The organism is Micromonospora sp. Utrum1 (genome assembly GCF_057197805.1).
Genome location: NZ_CM170071.1, coordinates 2,622,649 through 2,644,171 on the forward strand (window position 1 = coordinate 2,622,649; position 21,523 = coordinate 2,644,171).

Below are 21,523 nucleotides of genomic sequence, written 5' to 3' on the forward strand. Positions count from 1 at the left end.
ACGTCGTCATGTTCAGATCCAGACACGGAACGACCCGTGTGACGGCCGCTGTCGCCGCGACACTGGCCCTGCTGCTCGCACTGCCCACCGGCACGGCCCTGGCGGCCGCCCCCACCGCCGCCGCGCCGGACCCACTGCGCAAGGTGGATCCCCAGGTGCTCGCCCCGCTGCGCGCCGGCACCAGCATGCGCGTCTTCGTCGAGCTGGCCGACGAGGCCCGCCTGGACGACGCGGAGCTGGACCGGGTCGAGCGGTCCGCCGCCGGCAGGGCGGGCCGGACGGCCCGCACCACCCGGGTGTACGAGACCAAGGTGGCGCACGCCGAGCGGACCCAGGGCGGGCTCCGGAAGCTGCTGCGGGACCGGCGGGCCGACTTCACGCCGTACTGGATCGCGAACGTCATCGCGGTCACCGGTGACCTGGATCTGGTGACCGACCTGGCCGGCCGGGCGGAGGTCGCCCGGATCACCCCGATCGGCGGGACCAAGCTGGAGGAGCCGGTCCGCACCGCGGGCGCCACCGCCGCCGCCGACAGCCCGCTGCTGTGGAACCTCACGTCCGTCGGCGCCGACAAGGTGTGGAACGAGTACGGCGCCCGCGGTGACGGCATCGTCGTCGGCAGCATCGACTCCGGGGTGCAGTACGACCACCCGGCGCTGGTCCGGCAGTACCGCGGCACCCGCGACGACGGCACCTACTCCCACGACTACAACTGGTTCGACCCGACCGGGATCTGCCCGTCCGGCGCGCCCTGCGACAACTACGGACACGGCACCCACACGGTGGGGACGATGGTCGGCGACGACGGCGCCGGCCGGGCCACCGGTGTCGCCCCGGGTGCCACCTGGATCGCGGCCAAGGGCTGCGAGTACAACTACTGCACCGACGCCTCGCTGCTCGCCGCGGGGCAGTGGATGATCGCGCCGACCGACCGCGCCGGCCAGAACCCCCGGCCCGACCTCGCGCCGGACATCATCAACAACTCCTGGGGCGCCGTCGACGACGGCAGCACCTTCTACGACCAGATCGTCGACACCTGGGTCGCCGCCGGAATCTTCCCCGTCTTCTCGGTCGGCAACGAGGCCGACAACGGATCCGATCCCTGCGCCACGGCCGGCTACCCGGGTAGCAACCCGCTGACCTACGCGGTCGGCGCGACCGACTCCACCGGCGCCATCGGCTCGTTCTCGAGCCGCGGCCCGGGCCGCGAGGGCGCGATCCGCCCGGACATCACCGCACCCGGGGTGGGCATCGTGTCCACCGTGCCCGGCGGCGACTACGCCGTCATGGACGGCACGTCGATGGCCGCCCCGCACGTCGCGGGCGCGGTCGCCCTCGCCTGGTCGGCGGTGCCGAACCTGCGCCGTGACGTGGCCACGACCCGGCAGCTGCTGGACCGCACCGCGCACGACGTCGACGATCGGCAGTGCGGCGGCACCGCGGCCGACAACAACGTCTACGGCGAGGGCCGGCTGGACGCGTACGACCTGGTGACCCAGGCGTCGACGGCGCAGCTGGGCGGTGTGGTGGTGCACGCGACCCGGGGCGGCAACCCGCTGCCCGGAGCGCAGATCACCCTCACCTCCTCCGCGGTGACCCGGACCGCCCGCACCGACGCCGGTGGCGGCGTCCAGCTGGGCCGGGTCCCGGCCGGCGAGTACACCCTGACCGCCACGTTCTTCGCGCAGCGCACGCAGCGGCAGACCATCACCGTGCCCGGCGACGGGACGGCCGACCTCACCGTGGACCTGTCCGAGTCCGCTGCCTGGCACCCGGTGCAGGGCACCGTCACCGACCCGGCCGGCAAGCCGGTCGCCGGCGCGCGCCTGTCGCTGGCCGGCGAGACGTTCCCGCCGTTCGTCACCGGCGACGACGGCCGCTACACGGGGATGCTGCCCGAGGCCGGCTACGACTTGCTGGTCGAGTACGGGCGGTGGCTGGCCCCGAAGACCGTGGCGCTGACCGTGGACGGGCCGGAGACGGTCGACGTGGCGCTCGCCGCCAAGACCGACCGGCACGGGTACGCCGCGGGATCGGCCGCCGCGAACTGGGTCGACGGCGGTCGTGTGCTCGCCCTCAGCGGCGACACCGCCAGCCGGGCGGTGGACCTGCCGTTCCCGATGACCTTCTACGGCACGACGTACACCCGGATCGGCGTGCACACCGACGGTTACCTGACCTTCGGCGGCGACACCGGCACGTCCGTGGGCGGCAACGGCCCGCTGCCCGCCCCCGCGGTCGCACCCGCGGCCGTCTACGCGTTCTGGGACGACCTCGTCCTCGACGACGCCTCGACCGTGCGCACCGCCGCGTCCGGCTCCGGGGCGGCGCGGCAGTTCGTGGTGACCTGGCACCGGGCCGCGCTGAAGAGCGCACCGAAGACCCGGGTGGACGTCCAGGTGCGGCTCGACGAGAACGGCACGGTCGGCATCCAGTACCGCGGCCTCGGCAACGGCACCGCGGCCGGAGGTTCGGCGACCGTCGGCATCGAGGATGCCAGCGGACGGGCGGCGATCACGTACTCGCGGGACGAGGCGGTGCTGGACGACCGCGCCGCGGTGACCTTCCGGGTGCCGGGCCACGGCCTGCTGCGCGGCACGGTCCGCGACGCGAACGACCGCCAGCCGCTCGCCGGCGCCACCGTGCAGGTGGAGTCGCCGGACGCGCCGCAGCCGATCACCGCGACCACCGACGCCGACGGCTTCTACCAGCTGGAGGCGCCGGCCGGGGCGGTGACGGTGCACGGCCTGCAGCCCGGCTACGACCTGCCCGCGGCCACCGTCGCCGTCCGCGAGACGGAGGTGGTGACCCGGGACCTCGACCTGCGTACGCCGCTGCTGGTGGCCAACCGGAGCGCCGTCACGCTGAGCGCCCAGGCCGGGACGACCCGGACCGCGACGGTGACCCTGACCAACCGCGGTGACCTGCCGGCCAGCTGGCTGGCCCGGGAGATCAACTCGCCGACGCCACCGGCCGGTGTGCCCGGCAAGCTGCTCAGCTCGTTCCCGGTGAAGGACTTCTACACCGCCTACGGCGCCGGCTACCGAAACGGGGAGCTGATCGTCTCCAACTCGTACCTGTGGGGACAGTTGCAGCGCTTCGCCACCGACGGCCGGTCGCTCGCCAAGGGTGTGCTGGACATCGGCGGCTGGCCCTCGGACATGGCGTACGTGGCCAACCGCAACCTGATGTGCGCGCCGAAGATGTCGTTCATCGGGGACCTGCCGATCGTCTGCTTCGATCCGGACACCCTGGAGGTGAAGGAGACGATCACCGGGCCGTGGGCCGGCAAGCTCTACTACGGGCTGGCGTACCGCGCCTCGGACGACACCTTCTACCTCAGCGGTGACGGCGTCATCCGGCACCTCGCCGGTCTGTCCCACCCGCAGCCCGGGTCGGTGCTCGGCGAGTGCACGCCGCCCATCCCGTGGATGACCGGGCTGGCGCTCAACGAGAAGCACAACGTGCTGTGGGGCATCAACCAGGACAGCGAGGAGTCGATCTGGGCGCTGGACCCGGACAGCTGTGCGGCGCTGGCCTCGGTGCCGGACCCCGACCCGAACCCGCTCAGCGGCGCCGGACTGGACCTCGACGAGCAGGGCAACCTGTGGGTGGTCGGCAACGCCATCTTCCGCCCGTACGGCAGCAAGGTCTACCACGTCGACGGGTCGCTCCCGGCCTACAGCGACGTGCCGTGGCTGTCCGTCGCCGGGTCCGGTCAGGTGGAGCCCGGGACGAAGCAGGACTTCACCATCACCGTCGACACCACCGGCCTGGCTCCGGGTACCCACGTCGCCACCGTTCTCATCACGAACGACGGCGCGAAGCACGCGGTGACCCCGGTCACCGTGTCGGTCACGGTCACGAACTGACCTGCCGTCGTGGGCCGTCCCGCCGACACCCGGCGGGACGGCCCACGACCTGTCCGCGCTCCGACCCGCTCGCGGCGGCCGGTGTCACAGCCAGTCGTTGCGGGCCGCGAACCACCCGAGCTGCATCCGGGTCGCGCTCCCGGTCACGTCCATCAGCTGCCGCAGCCGCCGCTGCACGGTACGCACGGAGACGCCCAGTTGGGATGCGACCGCTTTGTCCGGCAGGCCGGTCATCAGCAGGGACAGGATCCGCAGGTCGACCGGGGTGGGCACCGCCCGCCGGTCGACGTCGTCGAGGACCGCGGTGGCCGGGGCGAGCCGGAGGGGCGTGGACCTGTCCCATACCTCGGTGAACAGCGCCACGAGCACTTCGACCCAGGTGGCGCCACGCACCATCACCGCCCAGGGTTCCGTGCTCTCCGTCCCGCCGGGCAACGACAGCATGGCCATCCGCCGGTCGGCCACCGCCAGCTTTCCGGGCACGTTCACCGCGACCCGCGCCTGCTCGCCGGCGGCCACGAACCGGCCGATGTGGGCCGCGGCGCCCGGTCGTTCCAGCGCGCGCCGGTCGTACACCACGCGGAAGGCGACGCCCCGACCGAGCAGTTCCAGCTCGGTGGGATTGTCGTTGAGCTGCGGAGCGTAGGGCGGGCACTCGAACCCGAGCACCTCCTCCTGCGCGCCGCGCAGCAACTGGTCGAACGTCTGCATGAGCGGCGCCACACCGACCACCATCTGGACGCCCTGGTCGATCGGGTCCGCTCCGCGCTGCTGCCGCAGCCACTCCCACAGACCGGTCCGCGCCTCCTCCAACTCCCGCACGCGCTGGGCCAGCAGCGAGTCGATGGCCAGGTCGGGCGGGGCGGCGCCGGCACGACCGGCGATCACGCGCACGAGACCGGAACGCCCGAGCCGGGCGAGCGCCTCCTCGATCTCGTCGACGCCGATGGCGAGGCGTTCGGCGAGTTCCGTCGCGGTGCCCGGTCGACCACCGACCAGCTCCAGGTAGACCTTCTCCTCCGACCCGGTCAGACCGAATGCGCCCAGCAACTGACCACCACACCCCGACTAGGGCGGCCCACCCCGGCCGCGGGTCCGCTGGGCCCGATCCTGGAGCGCTCCCAGGCGGCCGTCAAGATCCTGTCCAGTCCTCGGTCGGCGGCAGCCGTACACCGCGGCCCCTTCGCTGCTGACGCCGTCGCCGGCCCGGCCGATCTGCTACGCAGCGCCAATCCGGCTCTCTTGACGGTGAGCTGCCGTACCACTGGGCCGCACGAAAGGCGGTGGTGACCGAGCTGAACAACTTCCCGCGTGATGGGAGCGGTTGACGCGGATCACAGCGCCGCATCGACGGCGGGCACGCGGTGCACGCGAACCGCCCGGCGGAGTTTCGCCAAGTGGTGCGGGACTCCCTGGCGGCGACGGCGGGGCGGCGTCGGCCGGCGTGACCGGAGGTGAGGCGCGCTCGGCAACACCCCGTCCCCACCCCGGAGCGTGCCGCCGGTCCGCACGGCTGGAAGAATCGCCTCCCGTGAAGACGTTCGAGGAGCTGTTCGCCGAGCTGCAGGCCAAGGCCGCCGCCGGCACCCCGGGCTCGGGCACGGTCGCCGCGCTCGAGCGGGGGGTGCACTTCATCGGCAAGAAGGTCGTCGAGGAGGCGGCCGAGTCGTGGATGGCGGCCGAGCACGAGGGTCCGGAGCGAGCTGCGGAGGAGATCTCCCAGCTGCTCTACCAGGCCCAGGTGCTGATGCTGGCCACCGGTCTCGAACTGAAGGACGTCTACCGACATCTCTGAGTGCCCTATCCGCTGATCACCTGATCGATCGAAGGAGCACTCCCATGCTGCGTGTCGCCGTACCCAACAAGGGCGCCCTGGCCGAGTCGGCCGCCGGGATGCTGCGCGAGGCGGGCTACCGCCAGCGCACCGACCCGAAGGACCTGGTCTGCCGGGACGAGCCCAACGACATCGAGTTCTTCTACCTGCGCCCCAAGGACATCGCCACCTACGTCGGCTCCGGCGACCTGGACGTCGGCGTCACGGGGCGCGACCTGCTGGTCGACTCCGGCGCGCCGGCCGAGGAGATCGTCGACCTCGGCTTCGGCCGGGCCACCTTCCGGTTCGCCGCCCGCCCCGGCGACGTGGACTCGGTCCAGCAGCTCGGCGGGCACCGGATCGCCACCGCGTACCCCGGGCTGGTCGAGCGGCACCTGGCCGAGCTGGACATCAAGGCCGAGGTGATCCGGCTGGACGGCGCGGTGGAGAACGCCATCCGGCTCGGCGTGGCCGACGTGGTCGCCGACGTGGTGGAGACCGGCGCCACCCTGCGCCAGGCCGGCCTGGTGGTCTTCGGTGAGCCGCTGCTGCGCTCGTCCGCGGTGCTGGTCCGCCGCGCCGGCAGCGCCGGCAGCGCCCAGCAGGAGCAGCTGCTGCGCCGGCTGCACGGCGTGCTGGTAGCCCGGCGCTACGTGATGCTCGCCTACGACGTGCCGGCCGGACTGCTGGACCGGGCCAGCTCGCTCACCCCGGGCATCGAGTCGCCGACGGTCTCCCCGCTGCACCGGGAGGGCTGGGTGGCGGTGCAGGCCATGGTGCTCCGCGACGACGTGCACCGGATCATGGACGAGCTCTACGAGCTGGGCGCCCGGGCCATCCTGGTCACCAACATCCACGCCTGCCGGCTGTGAGGCCGCTGCCGCTCCCGGCCGCCCTGGCCGTGGTGGTCCTGGGCGGGGTGGCCTCGGCCGCGCAGGGCGTGGTCAACGCCGAGCTGGGTGAGCGGGCCGGCGACCCGCTCGTCGGCGCGGTGGTCAACAACCTCGGCGGCTGCCTGATCGTGCTGCTCGGCCTGGTCGCCGTCCCGTCGATGCGGGCCGGGCTGGCCGGGCTGCGCCGCTCCGGACTGCCCTGGTGGGCCTACCTGGGCGGCCTGGGCGGGGCGGCGATCGTGGTGATCGGCCCGTTCGTCGTGCCGGCGCTCGGGGTGGCGATCTTCACGATCGCCCAGGTGGCCGGGGGTAGCCTCGGCGGGCTGACCGTCGACCGGGCCGGGCTGGCCGCGACGGGCCGGCTGCCGCTCACCGGGCCCCGGGTGGTCGGGGCGCTGCTCGGGATCGCCGCGGTGACCCTGGCCCAGCTCGGCCGGCCGGTCGGCGACCTGGCGGTCGGGCTGGTGCTGCTCTCGGTCGCCGGCGGCCTGGCGGTGGCGCTGCAGTCCGCGCTCAACGGGCGGGTCGCGGCGGCCGTCGGCCCGGCCGCCGGGCTGGCGGTGAACTTCGCGGTCAGCACCTCGGTGATCGCCGCGGTGGCGGCGCTGGCTGGCGTGCTCACCCGCCACCCGAGCTGGCCCACCGAGTGGTGGCTCTACGTCGGTGGCCTGTTCGGCGTCGGCATCGTGCTCGCCCTGCTGGTCGGTGTCCGCGCCGCCGGGGTGCTGCGCACCGGCCTGGCGCTGGTGGCCGGGCAGCTCGGCGGAGCCCTGCTGCTGGACGTGGCGCTGCCCGGCGGCGCCGGGGTCCGGCTGCCGGTGCTGGCGGGGGCGGCGCTCACCGGGGTGGCGGTGCTGGTGGCCGGCCTGGGGCGGCGCGCGCCACGGCGTGTGGCGGCGGAGCCGGAGCGCGAACCGGATGGCAGACTGGTCTCGTGAGCGATTCAGTGGTGACCGTGCGGCCGCGGCGGGTCCGGGTGGTCTGCTGGGCGTCGGCCGTCACGCTGCTGGTGGTGTTCAGCCTGGTGGCCACCTCCCTGCGCGGAGCGACCGGCGACGGCTACGGCTCGTTCCAGCGGGGCGACCAGCTCGCCATGGTGGGGCTGGGCGTCTTCGGGGCCCTCGGCTTCCTGCTCTTCACCCGCCCCCGGGTGGTGGCCGACGCCCGGGGCGTCCGGGTCCGCAACGTGATCAGCTCCTACGAGCTGCCCTGGGAGGTGATCCGCGGGGTCCGGTTCGACCGGGGCGCCCCGTGGGCCAGCCTGGAGCTGCACGACGACGACCTGCTGCCGATGGTCGCCCTCCAAGCCGCCGACAAGGAGCGGGCCGTGGAGGCGGTTCGCGCCCTGCGCCGCCTGCACCAGGCCCACCTGGCCGCCCTGGCCACCCCGCGCTGACCGCGCCGCCCCGGTCGGCCCGGTTTGGGGAGTGCTGGGCCGAGGGTGTAGTGTTGCGGAGTCGACCAGACTGCCCTTCGGGCGGTCCTGAAGCGGAGCGCCTGCTCCCACCCGAGTCGCCCCCGTAGGTGGCCGGGTCCCGGTCTCCCGGTTCCGGGCACGTCCCGGTCCCGGATGCGCGATCCTGTGATCGTGCCGACCGGTCGAGTAGGCCCTGGCATGCGCCGGGGCCTTCTGCTTTCCGGGTCGGCTCCCGTCCGGGAGCCCGCGGAGTCGGCACCGTAGAAGACTCGACTCGAGGAGGCCCCATCAGCGTCGAACCACGCGTGAACGAGCAGATCCGGGCACGTGAGGTCCGACTGGTCGGCCCTGAGGGTGAGCAGGTGGGCATCGTCCCGCTGGAGCGCGCCCTGCAGCTGGCCGCGGACGTCGACCTGGACCTGGTCGAGGTTGCGCCGATGGCGCGCCCGCCGGTGTGCAAGCTCATGGACTTCGGCAAGTTCAAGTACGAGAGCGCACTGAAGGCGCGCGAAGCGCGGCGTAACCAGCAGCAGACCGTCATCAAGGAGATGAAGCTCCGGCCGAAGATCGACCCGCACGACTACGAGACCAAGAAGGGTCACGTGGTGCGGTTCCTCAAGGCGGGCGACAAGGTCAAGGTGACGATCATGTTCCGCGGTCGCGAGCAGAGCCGCCCGGAGCTGGGTTACCGGCTCCTGCGCCGGCTCGAGTCCGAGATCACGGACCTGGGTTACGTCGAGGCCGCGCCGAAGCAGGACGGCCGAAACATGATCATGGTGCTCGCTCCGCACCGGGCCGTGAAGGCCTCCGCGGTCGCCGCGACGGCGTCCCGCGGTGGACCGCGGGACCGGGCCGCGGAGGAGTCCGCCGCCCCGGCAGGTGGCGAGACCCCGGAGGCCGGCGAGACCGCAACAGCCGGTGAGACCGGCCCGACCGCTGACACCAGCGGCCAGTAACAGGGAGAAGACGTTCCACATGCCGAAGATGAAGAGCCACACGGGGATGGGCAAGCGGGTCAAGGTGACCGGCAAGGGCAAGATCGTTGCCCAGCAGGCCGGCCTCCGCCACAACCTGGAGAAGAAGGCCTCCACCCGGACCCGCCGGCTGACCGGCACCGTCGAGCTGGTCAAGGCTGACGTCAAGCGAATCAAGAAGCTGCTCGGCCGCTGACGCGCGCCACCTGAACCGATAGAGGAGTTGAGATGGCACGCGTCAAGCGGGCTGTGAACGCCCAGAAGAAGCGTCGTACCCTGCTGGAGACCGCGAGCGGTTACCGCGGTCAGCGCTCCCGGCTCTACCGCAAGGCCAAGGAGCAGGTGCTGCACTCGATGCAGTACTCCTACCGGGACCGTCGTGACCGCAAGGGCGACTTCCGGCAGCTCTGGATCCAGCGGATCAACGCCGGCGCCCGGGCCAACGGCCTGACCTACAACCGGCTGATCCAGGGCCTGCGCCTGGCCGGCATCGAGGTCGACCGCAAGATCCTGGCCGACCTGGCCGTCAACGACGCCGCGGCGTTCGCCGCGATCGTCGAGCTGGCCCGCGCCGCCGTGGCGGCCGAGGGCACCGGTGGCGCCGCGGCCCAGGCCGCCTGACCCACCCGTACCAGCAGATCGAGGCGTCTCCCATGCAGTCACCATCGCGCGGGAGGCGCCTCGACGCTGTTCCCGGCCCGTTCACCCCGCGTACCCCGCGGGTGGTCGCCGCCCGCCGGCTCCAGCGCCGGCGGGACCGGGAGACCACCGGCCGGTTCCTGGCCGAGGGGCCGCAGGCCGTCCGCGAGGCGCTCGCCCGCGCCGGCACGGTGGTCGAGCTGTTCGGCACCCCGGCCGCCCTGGACCGGTACGCCGACCTCGCCGCGCTCGCGGCCCGGGCCGACGTGCCGATCTCCGAGGTCACCGACGAGGCGCTCGCCGCGCTCGCCGAGACCGTCGCCCCGCAGGGCCTGGTCGCGGTCTGCCGGCACCTCGACGTACCCCTGGACGCCGCCCTGGCGCGCGGGCCCCGCCTGGTCGCGGTGCTCGCCGAGATCCGCGACCCCGGCAACGCCGGTACCGTGCTGCGCACCGCCGACGCGGCCGGCGCCGGCGCGGTGATCTTCGCGGGCGACGCCGTCGACCCCTACAACGGCAAGTGCGTGCGGGCCTCCGCCGGCAGCCTGTTCCACGTCGACGTGGTCCGCGCCACCGAGCCGGTCGCCGTGGTCGCCGCGCTGCGCTCCGCCGGCCTCACCGTCCTGGCCACGACCGGGTACGGCGACAGCGACCTCGACGACCTCGCCGACGCCGGCCGGCTCGCCGCCGCGACCGCCTGGCTCTTCGGTTCCGAGGCGCACGGGCTGCCCGAGGAGTTGACCGCCGCGGCCGACGCCCGGGTCCGGGTGCCGCTGCACGGGCGCGCCGAGAGCCTGAACCTGGCTGCGGCCGCGGCCGTCTGCCTGTACGCTTCAGCGAGAGCGCTGCGCCGACCCGCGGGTCCGCGCGGCCACACAGCAGGGGAGTCAGCCGAATGATGAACGCGCCACGGCGTTCGTTTAGCCAGCCCGCCGGTGTCGGCGGGCGGCGGGCCTGACCCTTCCTCCTGCTCGACTCCCACCGGCGGGCTGCGGCGAAGCCGCGCGTCCGTAGACTCGCCTAGCCGCCCGTGAGGGCCGGCGCCGCCGTGAGGGAGTGCCCGTACGCCATGAGCTACCGCAACGATCCGTACGACCCGAAGCAGGTCGCCCTGCTCGACCCGGACGCCCTGGCCGCGGCCGTGGCCGACGCCGAGAAGGCGTTCGCCGCCGCCGCCGACCCGGACGCGCTGACCGCGCTGCGCCCGGCGCACCTCGGGGACCGGTCCCCGGTGTCGCTGGCGCGCCGGGAGATCGGCGCGCTGCCGCCGGCCGCGAAGTCCAACGCCGGCAAGCGGGTCAACGAGGCCCGTCGCGCCATCGAGACCGCGTACGCGGCCCGGCAGGAAATCCTGGAGCGCGAGCAGGCCGAGCGGGTGCTGGTCGAGGAGCGGGTCGACGTGACCCTGCCCTACGACCGGCGGCCGCGTGGCGCCCGCCACCCGTTGAGCACCCTGATGGAGCAGATCAGCGACCTGTTCATCGGGATGGGCTACGAGGTGGCCGAGGGCCCCGAGGTCGAGCTGGAGTGGACCAACTTCGACGCGCTGAACATCCCCGCCGACCACCCGGCGCGCGGCCTCATGGACACCTTCCACATCGCCCCCTCGACGGGCGCGGAGAGTTCGGGCCTGGTGCTGCGCACCCACACCTCGCCGGTGCAGGCGCGCACCATGCTGACCCGCAAGCCGCCGATCTACGTGGTGGTGCCCGGCCGGGTCTACCGCACCGACGAGCTGGACGCCACCCACGCCCCGGTCTTCCACCAGGTCGAGGGCCTGGTGGTCGACAAGGGCATCACCATGGCGCACCTGCGCGGCACGCTGGACCACTTCGCCCGGGCCATGTTCGGCGAGGGCGCGAAGACCCGGTTCCGGCCGCACTACTTCCCGTTCACCGAGCCGTCCGCCGAGTTCGACGTCTGGTTCCCGGAGCACCGGGACGGTCCGCAGTGGGTCGAGTGGGGCGGCTGCGGCATGGTGAACCCGCGGGTGCTGCGCGCCTGCGGCATCGACCCGGAGGTCTACTCCGGATTCGCCTTCGGCATGGGCATCGACCGGACCGTGATGTTCCGGCACGGGGTCAGCGACATGCGGGACATGGCCGAGGGCGACGTGCGGTTCACCCGCGCGTTCGGGGTCTGACGGTGCGGGCACGAGTTACGGAGACGGTGGTTTAACAGTCATGCGAGTTTCTGTCAGTTGGCTGCGGGAGTACGTCGACCTCCCGGCCGACCTGCCCACCGGCGACCTGGAGCAGGCGCTGGTCGACCTCGGCATCGAGGTCGACTCGGTGGTGGACCTGCGGGAGACCGTCACCGGCCCGCTGGTGGTCGGTGAGGTGCTGGAGATCGAGGAGCTGACCGGCTTCAAGAAGCCGATCCGCTTCTGCAAGGTGGACGTCGGTGCCGCCAACGGCACCGGCGAGCCGCAGGAGATCGTCTGCGGGGCGCGCAACTTCGCCCAGGGCGACCGGGTCGTGGTGATCCTCCCCGGCGGCGTGCTGCCCGGCGACTTCCACATCGGTGCGCGGAAGACGTACGGGCGCACCTCCGCCGGCATGATCACCTCCGCGAAGGAGTTGGGCCTGGGCGACGACCACGCGGGCATCATCGTGCTGCCCGAGGACACCCCGGCCAAGCCGGGCGACGACGCCCGCCCGGTGGTCGGCCTCGACGACGTCGTGGTCGAGCTGGAGATCACCCCGGACCGCGGGTACGCGCTCAGCGTCCGGGGTCTCGCCCGCGAGCTGTCCCACGCCCTCGGGGTGCCGTTCCACGACCCCGCCGACCTCCCGGCCCCGGGCGCGACCGCCGAGCCGGCGTACCCGGTCGAGGTGCGCGACATCGTCGGCTGCGACCGGTTCGCCGCCCGGATGGTCCGCGGCGTCGACCCGACCGCGCAGACCCCCGGCTGGCTGTCCCGGCGGCTCACCGTGGCCGGCGTCCGCAGCATCTCGCTGCCGGTCGACATCACCAACTACCTGATGCTCGAACTCGGCCAGCCGATGCACGCCTTCGACGCCGACCGGATCAGCGGCCCGCTGGTGGTCCGCCGGGCCGAGCCGGGGGAGAAGCTGACCACCCTGGACGGGGTCACCCGCACGCTGGTCGCCGAGGACATGGTGATCTGCGACGACACCGGGCCGATCTCGCTCGCCGCGGTGATGGGCGGCGAGACCAGCGAGGTCGTCGCCTCCACCACGAACGTGCTCTTCGAGGCGGCGCACTGGGACCCGGCCATGGTCGGCCGCACCGCCCGGCGGCACAAGCTGTTCAGCGAGGCGGCCAAGCGCTGGGAGCGGGGCGTCGACCCGGCGCTCCCGCTGGTGGCGCTGGAGAAGGCGGTCCGGCTGCTCACCGAGCACGCCGGTGGCACGGTCGGCGCCGAGATCCTCGACCTCGACCACGTCCGGCCGCGTACCCCGGTGGCCCTGCCGGTGGACCTGCCGTCGCGCCGGGTCGGCGTGGCGTACCCGCCGGAGCGGGTGGTGGAGCTGCTGGAGCAGGTCGGCTGCACGGTCACCCGGGGCGCCGACCGGCTCGGCGAGGACCCGGGCGAGACCGGCGTGGCCGCCGCGGCGGGCGGCGAGGTGCTGAGCGTGATGCCGCCGACCTGGCGGCCCGACCTCACCGACCCGGCCGATCTGGTCGAGGAGGTCGTTCGCCTCGACGGCTACGACCGGGTGTCGTCGGTGCTGCCCACCGCGCCTCCCGGCCGCGGCCTGACCGCGCAGCAGCAGCGTCGCCGGGCGGTCGCCCGGTCCCTCGCCGAGCGCGGGTACGTCGAGGTCCTGGCGCACCCGTTCGTCTCCGCAGAGCTGGTCGACCAGCTCGGCCTGCCGGCCGACGACCCGCGCCGGCCTGCGGTGCGGGTGGCCAACCCGTTGTCCGAGGAGGAGCCGCTGCTGCGCACCACGCTGCTCGGCCCGCTGCTCGGCATCCTCAAGCGCAACGTCGGCCGGGGCCAGCGGGACGTGGCGATCTACGAGATCGGCGTGGTGTTCCACCCGCGTCCGGGCGCCGGCGCCCCGCCGGCCATGGGGGTGGACCGGCGCCCGACCGACGAGGAATTCGCCCGCGCCGACGCGGTGGTGCCGGACCAGCCGCGGCACGTCGCCGTGGCGCTCACCGGCGAGATGGAGCCGACCGGCTGGTGGGGCGCGGGCCGCGCGGCCGGCTGGGCGGACGCCGTCGAGGCCGGCCGGACCGTGCTGGCCGCCGCCGGCCTCCCGGCCGACCGGGTCACCGTCCGGGCCGCCGAGCGGGCCCCCTGGCACCCCGGCCGCTGCGCCGAGCTGCTGGTGGACGACACGGTGGTCGGGTACGCCGGTGAGCTGCACCCGAACGTGGTGGCGACGCTGGAGCTGCCCCGGCGGACCAGCGTCATGGAGCTGAACCTGGACGCGCTGCCCGCCGCGCCGGTGGTGGCCGGCCCGGCCGTCTCCACCTTCCCGCCCGCGCTGATCGACGTGGCGCTGGTGGTGGACGAGTCGGTCCCGGCCGCCGAGGTGGAACGGGCCCTCGTCGAGGGGGCCGGCCCGCTGCTGGAGGACGTCCGGCTCTTCGACGTGTACGCGTCCGAGCAGCTCGGCGCGGGCCGCCGGTCGCTGGCGTACAAGCTGACGTTCCGGGCACCGGACCGGACCCTCGCGGGCGAGGAGGCGGTGGCCGCCCGTGACGCGGCGGTGGCCGAGGCCGCCCGCCGCTTCGGCGCCACGCTGCGCGGCGCCTGACGAACGCCGGTTACGACGGCCCTGCGGGTTCACCCGCAGGGCCGTCGCCGTCTGTCGAGGGTTTCCCACCCGCTGCGCAGTTTCATGCATCACGCCGTATGAACTTGCAGGGGCGGATCATCACTGCTAGCCTTCGTTGCATAGTCATGCGGAGGTGAGTATGGGCATCCGAGTCGCGGTCGCCGGGGCGAGCGGGTACGCCGGCGGCGAGCTGCTCCGGCTGCTCGCCGGCCACCCCGAGTTCGACCTGGTCGCCGCCACCGCCCACGCCTCGGCCGGCCGGCCCGTCGCCGCCGTACACCCGCAGCTCGCCGGGCTGGACCTGGCCTTCGGGGCGACCGACCCGACCGCCCTGGCCGACGCGGACCTGGTCTTCCTGGCCCTGCCGCACGGCCAGTCGGCGGCCCTGGCCGCGGCCCTGCCCGGCTCGGTCAAGGTGGTGGACCTCGGCGCCGACCACCGGCTGCGCGACGCCGACGCCTGGGACCGCTACTACGGCGGCGACCACGCCGGCGCCTGGACCTACGGCCTGCCCGAACTGCCCGGCCAGCGAGCCGCCATCGCCGCGGCCGACCGGGTGGCCAGCACCGGCTGCTACGCGGTCGCCACCACCCTGGCGCTCGCCCCGCTGATCGCCGCCGGCGCCGTCTTCCCCGCCGACGTGGTGGTGGTCGCCGCCTCCGGCACCTCCGGCGCCGGCCGGGCCGCCAAGCCCCACCTGCTCGGCAGCGAGGTGATGGGCGACCTGTCGCCCTACAAGGTCGGCGCCCACCAGCACGTGCCGGAGATCAAGCAGGCCACCGGCGCGACCAGCCTCTCCTTCACCCCGGTCCTGGCACCCATGCCGCGGGGCATCCTGGCCACCGTCACCGCCGTCCCCACCGGCGACGTCGATCCGCGCGAGGTGCTGGCCGGGGCGTACGCCGACGAGCCCTTCGTGCACCTGCTGCCCGAGGGGGCGTGGCCGCACACCGCCGCCACGGCCGGCGGCAACTCCTGCCACCTCCAGGCCACCGTCGACGCCGACTCCGGCCGGGTGATCGTGGTCAGCGCCATCGACAACCTGGGCAAGGGCGCGGCCGGCCAGGCCGTGCAGAACGCCAACCTGATGTTCGACCTCCCCGAGACCACCGGCCTGTCGACCTTCGGAGTCGCGCCATGACAGTCACCACCCCCCGGGGCTTCCGCGCCGCCGGCGTGGCCGCCGGCCTCAAGGCCGACGGCGCCGGCGACGTCGCCCTCGTCGTCAACGACGGACCCGACGCCGGGGTCGCCGGCGTCTTCACCGCCAACCGGGTCAAGGCCGCCCCGGTGCTCTGGACCCAGCAGGTCGTCCGTGGCGGCGTGGTCCGCGCCGTGGTCCTCAACTCCGGCGGCGCCAACGCCTGCACCGGCCCGGCCGGCTTCCAGGACACCCACGCCACCGCCGAGCACACCGCCGCCGCGCTCACCGCCAGCAGCCCCCGGCTCATGGTCGGCGCCGGCGAGGTGGCGGTCTGCTCCACCGGCCTGATCGGCGAGCGGCTGCCCATGGAGAAGCTGCTCCCGGGCGTCCGCGGCGCGGTGCGCGGCCTGTCCCGCGACGGCGGTCACCCGGCCGCCGAGGCGATCATGACCACCGACACCCGGCCCAAGACCACCGTGGCCCGGGGGAGCGGCTGGACCGTCGGCGGCATGGCCAAGGGCGCCGGGATGCTCGCCCCGGCCATGGCCACCATGCTCTGCGTGCTCACCACCGACGCGGTGGCCGGGCCGGAGACCCTGGACGCCGCGCTGCGGGCCGCCACCCGGGTCACCTTCGACCGGGTCGACTCCGACGGCTGCATGTCCACCAACGACACCGTGCTGCTGCTGGCCAGCGGCGCGTCCGGTATCGAGCCGACCGAGGCGGAGCTGACCGCCGCGGTCACCGCCGCCTGCCACGACCTGGCCCAGCAGCTGATCGCCGACGCCGAGGGCGCCACCAAGCAGATCGCCATCGACGTGGTCGGCGCGGCCGACGAGGACGACGCGGTCGAGGTGGGCCGCTCGGTGGCCCGGAACAACCTGGTCAAGACCGCCTTGTTCGGCAACGACCCGAACTGGGGGCGGATCCTCGCCGCCGTCGGCACCACCGCCGCCGCCTTCGAGCCGGACGGCGTGGACGTCGCGGTCAACGGGGTCTGGGTGTGCCGGGGCGGCGCCGCCGCCGAGGACCGGGCCAAGGTCGACCTCACCGGGCGGGACGTCACCATCCGGATCGACCTGCACGCCGGCGACGCGGCGGCGACGATCTGGACCAACGACCTGTCGCACGCGTACGTGCACGAGAACTCGGCGTACTCGTCGTGAGCGCGAGGAACGCAGCGGAGCGGAGTCCCGCAGTCGCTAACGGGAAGCGGGCGCGGTCATGAGCCTCACCGCCGATCTCACCCGGGCCCAGGTCAAGGCCGAGACGCTGATCGAGGCCCTGCCCTGGCTGGCCCGCTTCTCCGGCGCCACCGTCGTGGTCAAGTACGGCGGCAATGCCATGGTCGACCCCGACCTTCAGCGGGCGTTCGCCGCGGACATGGTCTTCCTCCGGTACGCCGGCCTCAAGCCGGTCGTCGTGCACGGCGGCGGTCCGCAGATCTCCGCCATGCTCGGCCGGCTCGGCATCGCCAGCGAGTTCAAGGGCGGCCTGCGGGTCACCACCCCCGAGGCCATGGACGTCGTCCGGATGGTCCTCGTCGGGCAGGTCGGCCGCGAGCTGGTCGGGCTGATCAACGCGCACGGCCCGTTCGCCGTCGGCCTCTCCGGCGAGGACGCCGGCCTGTTCACCGCGGTGCGCCGCCCGGCGTACGTGGACGGGGAGCCGGTCGACGTCGGGCAGGTGGGCGACGTGGAGTCGGTGGACGTCTCGGCGGTGGCCGACCTCATCGCGGCCGGCCGGATCCCGGTCATCTCCACGGTCGCGCCGGACGTCGACGGGGTGCTGCACAACCTCAACGCCGACACGGCCGCCGCCGCGCTCGCCATCGCGCTGGAGGCGCGCAAGCTGGTCGTCCTCACCGACGTGCCCGGCCTCTACGCCGACTGGCCCGACACGGCCAGCCTGGTCAGCGAGATCACCACCGACGACCTGGCGAAGCTGCTGCCGTCCCTGGAATCCGGGATGGTCCCCAAGATGGAGGCCTGCCTGCGGGCGGTGCGCGGGGGAGTGCCCGCCGCGCACGTCGTCGACGGCCGGGTCGCCCACTCCACGCTCCTCGAAGTGTTCACCTCGGAAGGATTCGGCACGATGGTGATCTCGTCATGAGCACGCTGGTCGAACGCTGGGGCCAGGCCATGATGGACAACTACGGCACCCCGCCGCTGGCGCTCGTCTCCGGCTCCGGCGCCGTCGTGGTCGACGAGGCCGGCCGGGAGTACGTCGACCTGCTCGGCGGCATCGCCGTCAACGCCCTCGGCCACGCCCACCCGGCCGTGGTGGCCGCCGTGTCCCGGCAGGTCGCCACCCTCGGGCACGTGTCCAACCTGTTCGTCGCCGAGCCGCCGGTGGCCCTGGCCGAGCTGCTCCTGGCCCTGGCCGGCCGCCCCGGCCGGGTGTTCCTGGCCAACTCCGGCGCCGAGGCCAACGAGGCGGCGTTCAAGCTCTCCCGGCTCACCGGACGCACCCACGTGGTGGCCACCCACGGCGGCTTCCACGGCCGGACCATGGGCGCCCTGGCGCTGACCGGGCAGCCCGCCAAGGCCGACCCGTTCCGCCCGCTGCCCGGCGAGGTCACCCACGTGCCGTACGGCGACGCGGCCGCCCTGGCCGGGGCGGTCACCGACGCCACCGCCATGGTGATCATCGAGCCGATCCAGGGAGAGAACGGCGTCGTCGTCCCGCCGCCCGGCTACCTGGCCGAGGCCCGCCGGATCACCGCCGCGCACGGCGCGCTGCTGGTGCTCGACGAGGTGCAGACCGGCGTCGGCCGCACCGGGCACTGGTTCGCCCACCAGGCCGAGGGCGTCGAGCCGGACGTGGTCACCCTGGCCAAGGGGCTCGGCGGCGGACTGCCGCTCGGCGCCTGCCTGGCCTTCGGGCGGGCCGCCGAACTGCTGCGCCCCGGCTCGCACGGGACCACGTTCGGGGGCAACCCGATCAGCTGCGCGGCGGCGCTCGCCGTGGTCGCCACCATCGCCAACGAGGGGTTGCTCGACCACGTCAAGCGGATCGGGGAGCGGCTGCGCCGCGGCGTCGAGGCGCTCGGCCACCCCCTCGTCGCCGGTGTCCGCGGCGCCGGGCTGCTGCTCGGCATCGTGCTCGACGCGCCGGTCTCCGGCGCGCTGGCCGGCGCGCTGCGCGAGGCGGGCTTCCTGGTCAACCCGGTGCAGCCGGGCGTGGTCCGGCTCGCCCCGCCGCTGATCCTCAGCGCCGAGCAGGTCGACGCCTTCCTCGCCGCGCTGCCGGCCGCCCTCCATGCCGCCGCTCCCGCCCCCACCGCCACGGAGGTCCCCGCATGATCCGGCACTTCCTGCGGGACGACGACCTCTCGCCCGCCGAGCAGGCCACCGTGCTCGACCTGGCCGCCCGGATGAAGGCCGACCGGTTCGCGTTCCAGCCCCTCGCCGGGCCGAAGTCGGTGGCGGTGCTCTTCGACAAGCAGAGCCTGCGCACCCGGATCTCCTTCGACGCCGGCATCGCCGAGCTGGGCGGGCACCCGCTCGTGGTGGACACCCAGGTCACCCACTTCGGCCGGGGCGAGACGCTGGCCGACGCCGGCCGGGTGCTGTCCCGCTACGTCGCCGCGATCGTGCTGCGCACCCACGGCGACGACCGGATCGCCGAGGTCGCCACGCACGCCACCGTGCCGGTGGTCAACGCGCTCACCGACACCTACCACCCCTGCCAGCTCCTGGCCGACCTGCTCACCGTCCGCGAACACTTCGGCGCCACCGCCGGGCATACCCTGGCCTACCTCGGGGACGCCGCGAACAACATGGCGCACTCGTACCTGCTGGCCGGGGCGACCGCCGGGATGCACGTGCGGATCGCCGGCCCGGCCGGTTTCCAGCCGGAGCCCGAGATCGTGGCCCGGGCCGAGAAGATCGCCTCCGGCATCGGCGGCTCGGTCCGGGTGCTCACCGACCCGGTCGAGGCGGTCCGCGCCGCCGACGTGGTCGCCACCGACACCTGGACCTCGATGGGCCAGGAGTCCGACGGCCAGGACCGGATCACTCCCTTCCTGCCGTACCAGGTCAACGACGCGCTGCTCGGCCACGCTGCGGCCGACGTGATCGTGCTGCACTGCCTGCCCGCCCACCGGGGCGAGGAGATCACCGACGAGGTGCTCGACGGGCCGCGCAGCGCCGTCTTCGACCAGGCGGAGAATCGCCTGCACGCCCAGAAGGCGCTGCTGACGTTTCTCCTGGAGACATCCGGGAGCGCGAGGAGTGAGCCTGCGAGCCCCGCAGCCGCGACCAAGGAGGCTCGGTGACCGCCCCGCTGACCCGTACCGCCCGGCACGCCCGCATCGTCGAGCTGATCCGCGACCAGGCCGTCCACTCGCAGACCGAGCTGGCCGACCTGCTCGCCGGTGACGGCATCCAGGTCACCCAGGCCACCCTGTCCCGGGACCTCAAGGAACTCGGGGCGGTCACCGCGCGCGGCGGCGACGGGCGGGGCGTCTACCTGATCCCGGAGGACGGCCACCGGCCGCTGCGGGAGGCCGAGGCCGCACCGGCCCGCCTCGTCCGGCTGATGCGCGAACTGCTCAACGGGGTCGACTCCAGCGGCAACATCGCCGTGCTGCGCACCCCGCCGGGCGCAGCCCAGTACCTGGCCAGCGCGTTGGACCGAGCAGGCCTGTCCGAGATCGTCGGCACCATCGCCGGCGACGACACCATCCTCGTCGTGGCCCGCGAGGCCGACGGCGGCGCCGCACTGGGCGACAAGCTCGCCGCGTGGGCCCGCCGGGAAGAGAACGTTGAAGGGAGCACCACACCATGACCGAGCGGGTCGTCCTGGCGTACTCCGGGGGTCTCGACACCTCCGTCGCCATTCCCTACCTGGCCGAGCAGACCGGCGCCGAGGTGATCGCGGTCGCGGTCGACGTCGGCCAGGGCGGCGAGGACCTGAACGCCATCCGGCAGCGCGCGCTGGACTGCGGCGCCGTCGAGTCGGAGGTGGTCGACGCGCGCGACGAGTTCGCCGCCGAGTACTGCCTGCCGGCCATCCGGGCCAACGCCCTCTACATGGACCGCTACCCGCTGGTCTCCGCGCTGTCCCGGCCGCTGATCGTCAAGCACCTGGTGGCCGCGGCGAAGAAGCACGGCGGCACCATCGTGTCGCACGGTTGCACCGGCAAGGGCAACGACCAGGTCCGCTTCGAGGTCGGCCTGAGCGCGCTCGCCCCCGACCTGAAGATCATCGCCCCGGCTCGGGACTTCGCCTGGACCCGGGACAAGGCCATCGCCTTCGCCGAGGAGAAGGGGCTGCCGATCGACGTGTCGGCGAAGTCGCCGTACTCCATCGACCAGAACCTGTGGGGCCGCGCCGTGGAGACCGGCTTCCTGGAGGACATCTGGAACGGCCCGATCGAGGACCTCTACTCCTACACGGCCGACCCGGCCGAGCCGCGCGACGCCGACGAGGTGGTCATCACCTTCGACGCCGGCGTGCCGGTCGCCGTCGACGGCGAGACCGTCACCCCGTACCAGGCGATCCTGGAGCTGAACCGGCGCGCCGGCGCCCAGGGCGTCGGCCGGCTCGACATGGTCGAGGACCGCCTGGTCGGCATCAAGAGCCGCGAGGTGTACGAGGCCCCGGGCGCGATCGCGCTGATCGCCGCCCACCAGGAGCTGGAGGCGGTCACCGTCGAGCGGGACCTGGCCCGGTTCAAGCGCGGCGTCGACCAGCGCTGGGGCGAGCTGGTCTACGACGGCCTCTGGTTCTCGCCGCTGAAGCAGTCGCTCGACGCGTTCATCGACGACGCCCAGCAGCACGTCTCCGGCGAGGTGCGGCTCACCCTGCACGGGGGCCGGGCCACCGTCACCGGCCGGCGCTCGGAGGCCAGCCTCTACGACTTCGGCATGGCCACCTACGACACCGGCGACACCTTCGACCAGTCCCTCGCCAAGGGCTTCGTGCAGCTGTGGGGCCTGCCCAGCAAGATGGCGGCCGCTCGGGACGCCCGGCTGGGCGGCTCCTGACCGTGAGTGCGAGCGCGAGGAGTG

Annotated in this window: 18 protein-coding genes and 1 pseudogene; 18 read left to right on the forward strand and 1 reads right to left on the reverse strand. The window is 73.8% G+C overall.

Going from position 1 to position 21,523, the window contains the following annotated elements:
- Positions 1-38: 38 nt before the first annotated feature.
- The gene (locus AC0OLQ_RS12580) at positions 39-3,872 is read left to right on the forward strand and encodes a S8 family serine peptidase (RefSeq protein WP_484531456.1); all 3,834 of its coding nucleotides are present in this window, start codon (positions 39-41) and stop codon (positions 3,870-3,872) included.
- Between the two features lie 84 nt (positions 3,873-3,956).
- On the opposite strand, the gene AC0OLQ_RS12585 is transcribed toward AC0OLQ_RS12580, so the two are convergent.
- Positions 3,957-4,922, reverse strand: coding sequence for a helix-turn-helix domain-containing protein (locus tag AC0OLQ_RS12585; protein WP_484531457.1), 966 nt, complete (start codon positions 4,920-4,922; stop codon positions 3,957-3,959).
- A 481-nt stretch (positions 4,923-5,403) separates the two neighbouring features.
- On the opposite strand from AC0OLQ_RS12585, the gene AC0OLQ_RS12590 reads away from it, so the two are divergent.
- The 17 genes and pseudogenes from AC0OLQ_RS12590 to AC0OLQ_RS12670 all read left to right on the forward strand — a co-directional run bounded on the left by AC0OLQ_RS12590 (position 5,404) and on the right by AC0OLQ_RS12670 (position 21,499).
- On the forward strand, positions 5,404-5,667 hold the full coding sequence (locus AC0OLQ_RS12590) for a phosphoribosyl-ATP diphosphatase (RefSeq protein ID WP_456178755.1): 264 nt from the start codon (positions 5,404-5,406) through the stop codon (positions 5,665-5,667).
- A gap of 44 nt (positions 5,668-5,711) precedes the next feature.
- Positions 5,712-6,557 carry an ATP phosphoribosyltransferase gene (hisG, locus tag AC0OLQ_RS12595; RefSeq protein WP_357342525.1) on the forward strand — a complete coding sequence of 282 codons (846 nt, stop codon included), beginning with the start codon at positions 5,712-5,714 and terminating at the stop codon, positions 6,555-6,557.
- Entirely contained in the window at positions 6,554-7,516 is a 963-nt protein-coding gene (locus AC0OLQ_RS12600) for a DMT family transporter (protein WP_484531458.1), read from the forward strand. The genes hisG and AC0OLQ_RS12600 overlap by 4 nt, the downstream gene beginning before the upstream one ends.
- Positions 7,513-7,974: a PH domain-containing protein gene (locus AC0OLQ_RS12605; protein WP_357342530.1), complete on the forward strand. Its 462-nt coding sequence runs from the start codon at positions 7,513-7,515 to the stop codon at positions 7,972-7,974. Before AC0OLQ_RS12600 ends, AC0OLQ_RS12605 begins: the two co-directional genes overlap by 4 nt.
- 326 nt (positions 7,975-8,300) lie before the next feature.
- A complete protein-coding gene (infC, locus tag AC0OLQ_RS12610) occupies positions 8,301-8,951 on the forward strand; it encodes a translation initiation factor IF-3 (RefSeq protein ID WP_357342532.1) in 651 nt (216 codons plus the stop codon).
- 19 nt (positions 8,952-8,970) lie between these two features.
- Entirely contained in the window at positions 8,971-9,165 is a 195-nt protein-coding gene (gene rpmI / locus AC0OLQ_RS12615) for a 50S ribosomal protein L35 (RefSeq protein ID WP_132265097.1), read from the forward strand.
- Between the two features lie 32 nt (positions 9,166-9,197).
- Positions 9,198-9,590, forward strand: coding sequence for a 50S ribosomal protein L20 (gene rplT / locus AC0OLQ_RS12620; protein ID WP_091263835.1), 393 nt, complete (start codon positions 9,198-9,200; stop codon positions 9,588-9,590).
- Between the two features lie 32 nt (positions 9,591-9,622).
- A complete protein-coding gene (locus AC0OLQ_RS12625) occupies positions 9,623-10,507 on the forward strand; it encodes a TrmH family RNA methyltransferase (RefSeq protein ID WP_484531459.1) in 885 nt (294 codons plus the stop codon).
- Positions 10,508-10,677: 170 nt separating this feature from the next.
- Positions 10,678-11,751: a phenylalanine--tRNA ligase subunit alpha gene (pheS, locus tag AC0OLQ_RS12630; protein ID WP_484531460.1), complete on the forward strand. Its 1,074-nt coding sequence runs from the start codon at positions 10,678-10,680 to the stop codon at positions 11,749-11,751.
- 40 nt (positions 11,752-11,791) lie between these two features.
- Positions 11,792-14,341 (forward strand): phenylalanine--tRNA ligase subunit beta, encoded by a 2,550-nt coding sequence (gene pheT, locus AC0OLQ_RS12635; protein WP_484531461.1) that lies wholly within the window; start codon positions 11,792-11,794, stop codon positions 14,339-14,341.
- A gap of 160 nt (positions 14,342-14,501) precedes the next feature.
- Positions 14,502-15,503 carry an N-acetyl-gamma-glutamyl-phosphate reductase gene (gene argC, locus AC0OLQ_RS12640; protein ID WP_484531462.1) on the forward strand — a complete coding sequence of 334 codons (1,002 nt, stop codon included), beginning with the start codon at positions 14,502-14,504 and terminating at the stop codon, positions 15,501-15,503.
- A complete protein-coding gene (gene argJ / locus AC0OLQ_RS12645) occupies positions 15,500-16,672 on the forward strand; it encodes a bifunctional glutamate N-acetyltransferase/amino-acid acetyltransferase ArgJ (RefSeq protein WP_484531463.1) in 1,173 nt (390 codons plus the stop codon). Before argC ends, argJ begins: the two co-directional genes overlap by 4 nt.
- Positions 16,673-16,730: 58 nt before the next feature.
- The gene (argB, locus tag AC0OLQ_RS12650; protein ID WP_484531464.1) at positions 16,731-17,618 is read left to right on the forward strand and encodes an acetylglutamate kinase; all 888 of its coding nucleotides are present in this window, start codon (positions 16,731-16,733) and stop codon (positions 17,616-17,618) included.
- Positions 17,615-18,854, forward strand: a pseudogene (locus AC0OLQ_RS12655) (acetylornithine transaminase); the annotation flags it as partial. The gene argB and the pseudogene AC0OLQ_RS12655, both read left to right, overlap by 4 nt.
- Positions 18,811-19,785: an ornithine carbamoyltransferase gene (argF, locus tag AC0OLQ_RS12660; protein WP_484532334.1), complete on the forward strand. Its 975-nt coding sequence runs from the start codon at positions 18,811-18,813 to the stop codon at positions 19,783-19,785. The pseudogene AC0OLQ_RS12655 and the gene argF, both read left to right, overlap by 44 nt.
- The gene (locus AC0OLQ_RS12665) at positions 19,782-20,297 is read left to right on the forward strand and encodes an arginine repressor (protein ID WP_484531465.1); all 516 of its coding nucleotides are present in this window, start codon (positions 19,782-19,784) and stop codon (positions 20,295-20,297) included. The genes argF and AC0OLQ_RS12665 overlap by 4 nt, the downstream gene beginning before the upstream one ends.
- A complete protein-coding gene (locus AC0OLQ_RS12670; RefSeq protein ID WP_357342551.1) occupies positions 20,294-21,499 on the forward strand; it encodes an argininosuccinate synthase in 1,206 nt (401 codons plus the stop codon). Before AC0OLQ_RS12665 ends, AC0OLQ_RS12670 begins: the two co-directional genes overlap by 4 nt.
- Positions 21,500-21,523 lie beyond the last annotated feature (24 nt).

What these genes read in the sequence shown, in the direction of transcription:
- hisG (WP_357342525.1), top strand. Translation starts at nt 5,712, where the DNA reads ATGCTGCGTGTCGCCGTACCCAACAAGGGCGCCCTGGCCGAGTCGGCC.
- rpmI (WP_132265097.1), top strand. Translation starts at nt 8,971, where the DNA reads ATGCCGAAGATGAAGAGCCACACGGGGATGGGCAAGCGGGTCAAGGTG.
- rplT (WP_091263835.1), top strand. Translation starts at nt 9,198, where the DNA reads ATGGCACGCGTCAAGCGGGCTGTGAACGCCCAGAAGAAGCGTCGTACC.
- AC0OLQ_RS12625 (WP_484531459.1), top strand. Translation starts at nt 9,623, where the DNA reads ATGCAGTCACCATCGCGCGGGAGGCGCCTCGACGCTGTTCCCGGCCCG.
- pheS (WP_484531460.1), top strand. Translation starts at nt 10,678, where the DNA reads ATGAGCTACCGCAACGATCCGTACGACCCGAAGCAGGTCGCCCTGCTC.
- pheT (WP_484531461.1), top strand. Translation starts at nt 11,792, where the DNA reads ATGCGAGTTTCTGTCAGTTGGCTGCGGGAGTACGTCGACCTCCCGGCC.
- argC (WP_484531462.1), top strand. Translation starts at nt 14,502, where the DNA reads ATGGGCATCCGAGTCGCGGTCGCCGGGGCGAGCGGGTACGCCGGCGGC.
- argJ (WP_484531463.1), top strand. Translation starts at nt 15,500, where the DNA reads ATGACAGTCACCACCCCCCGGGGCTTCCGCGCCGCCGGCGTGGCCGCC.
- argB (WP_484531464.1), top strand. Translation starts at nt 16,731, where the DNA reads ATGAGCCTCACCGCCGATCTCACCCGGGCCCAGGTCAAGGCCGAGACG.
- AC0OLQ_RS12670 (WP_357342551.1), top strand. Translation starts at nt 20,294, where the DNA reads ATGACCGAGCGGGTCGTCCTGGCGTACTCCGGGGGTCTCGACACCTCC.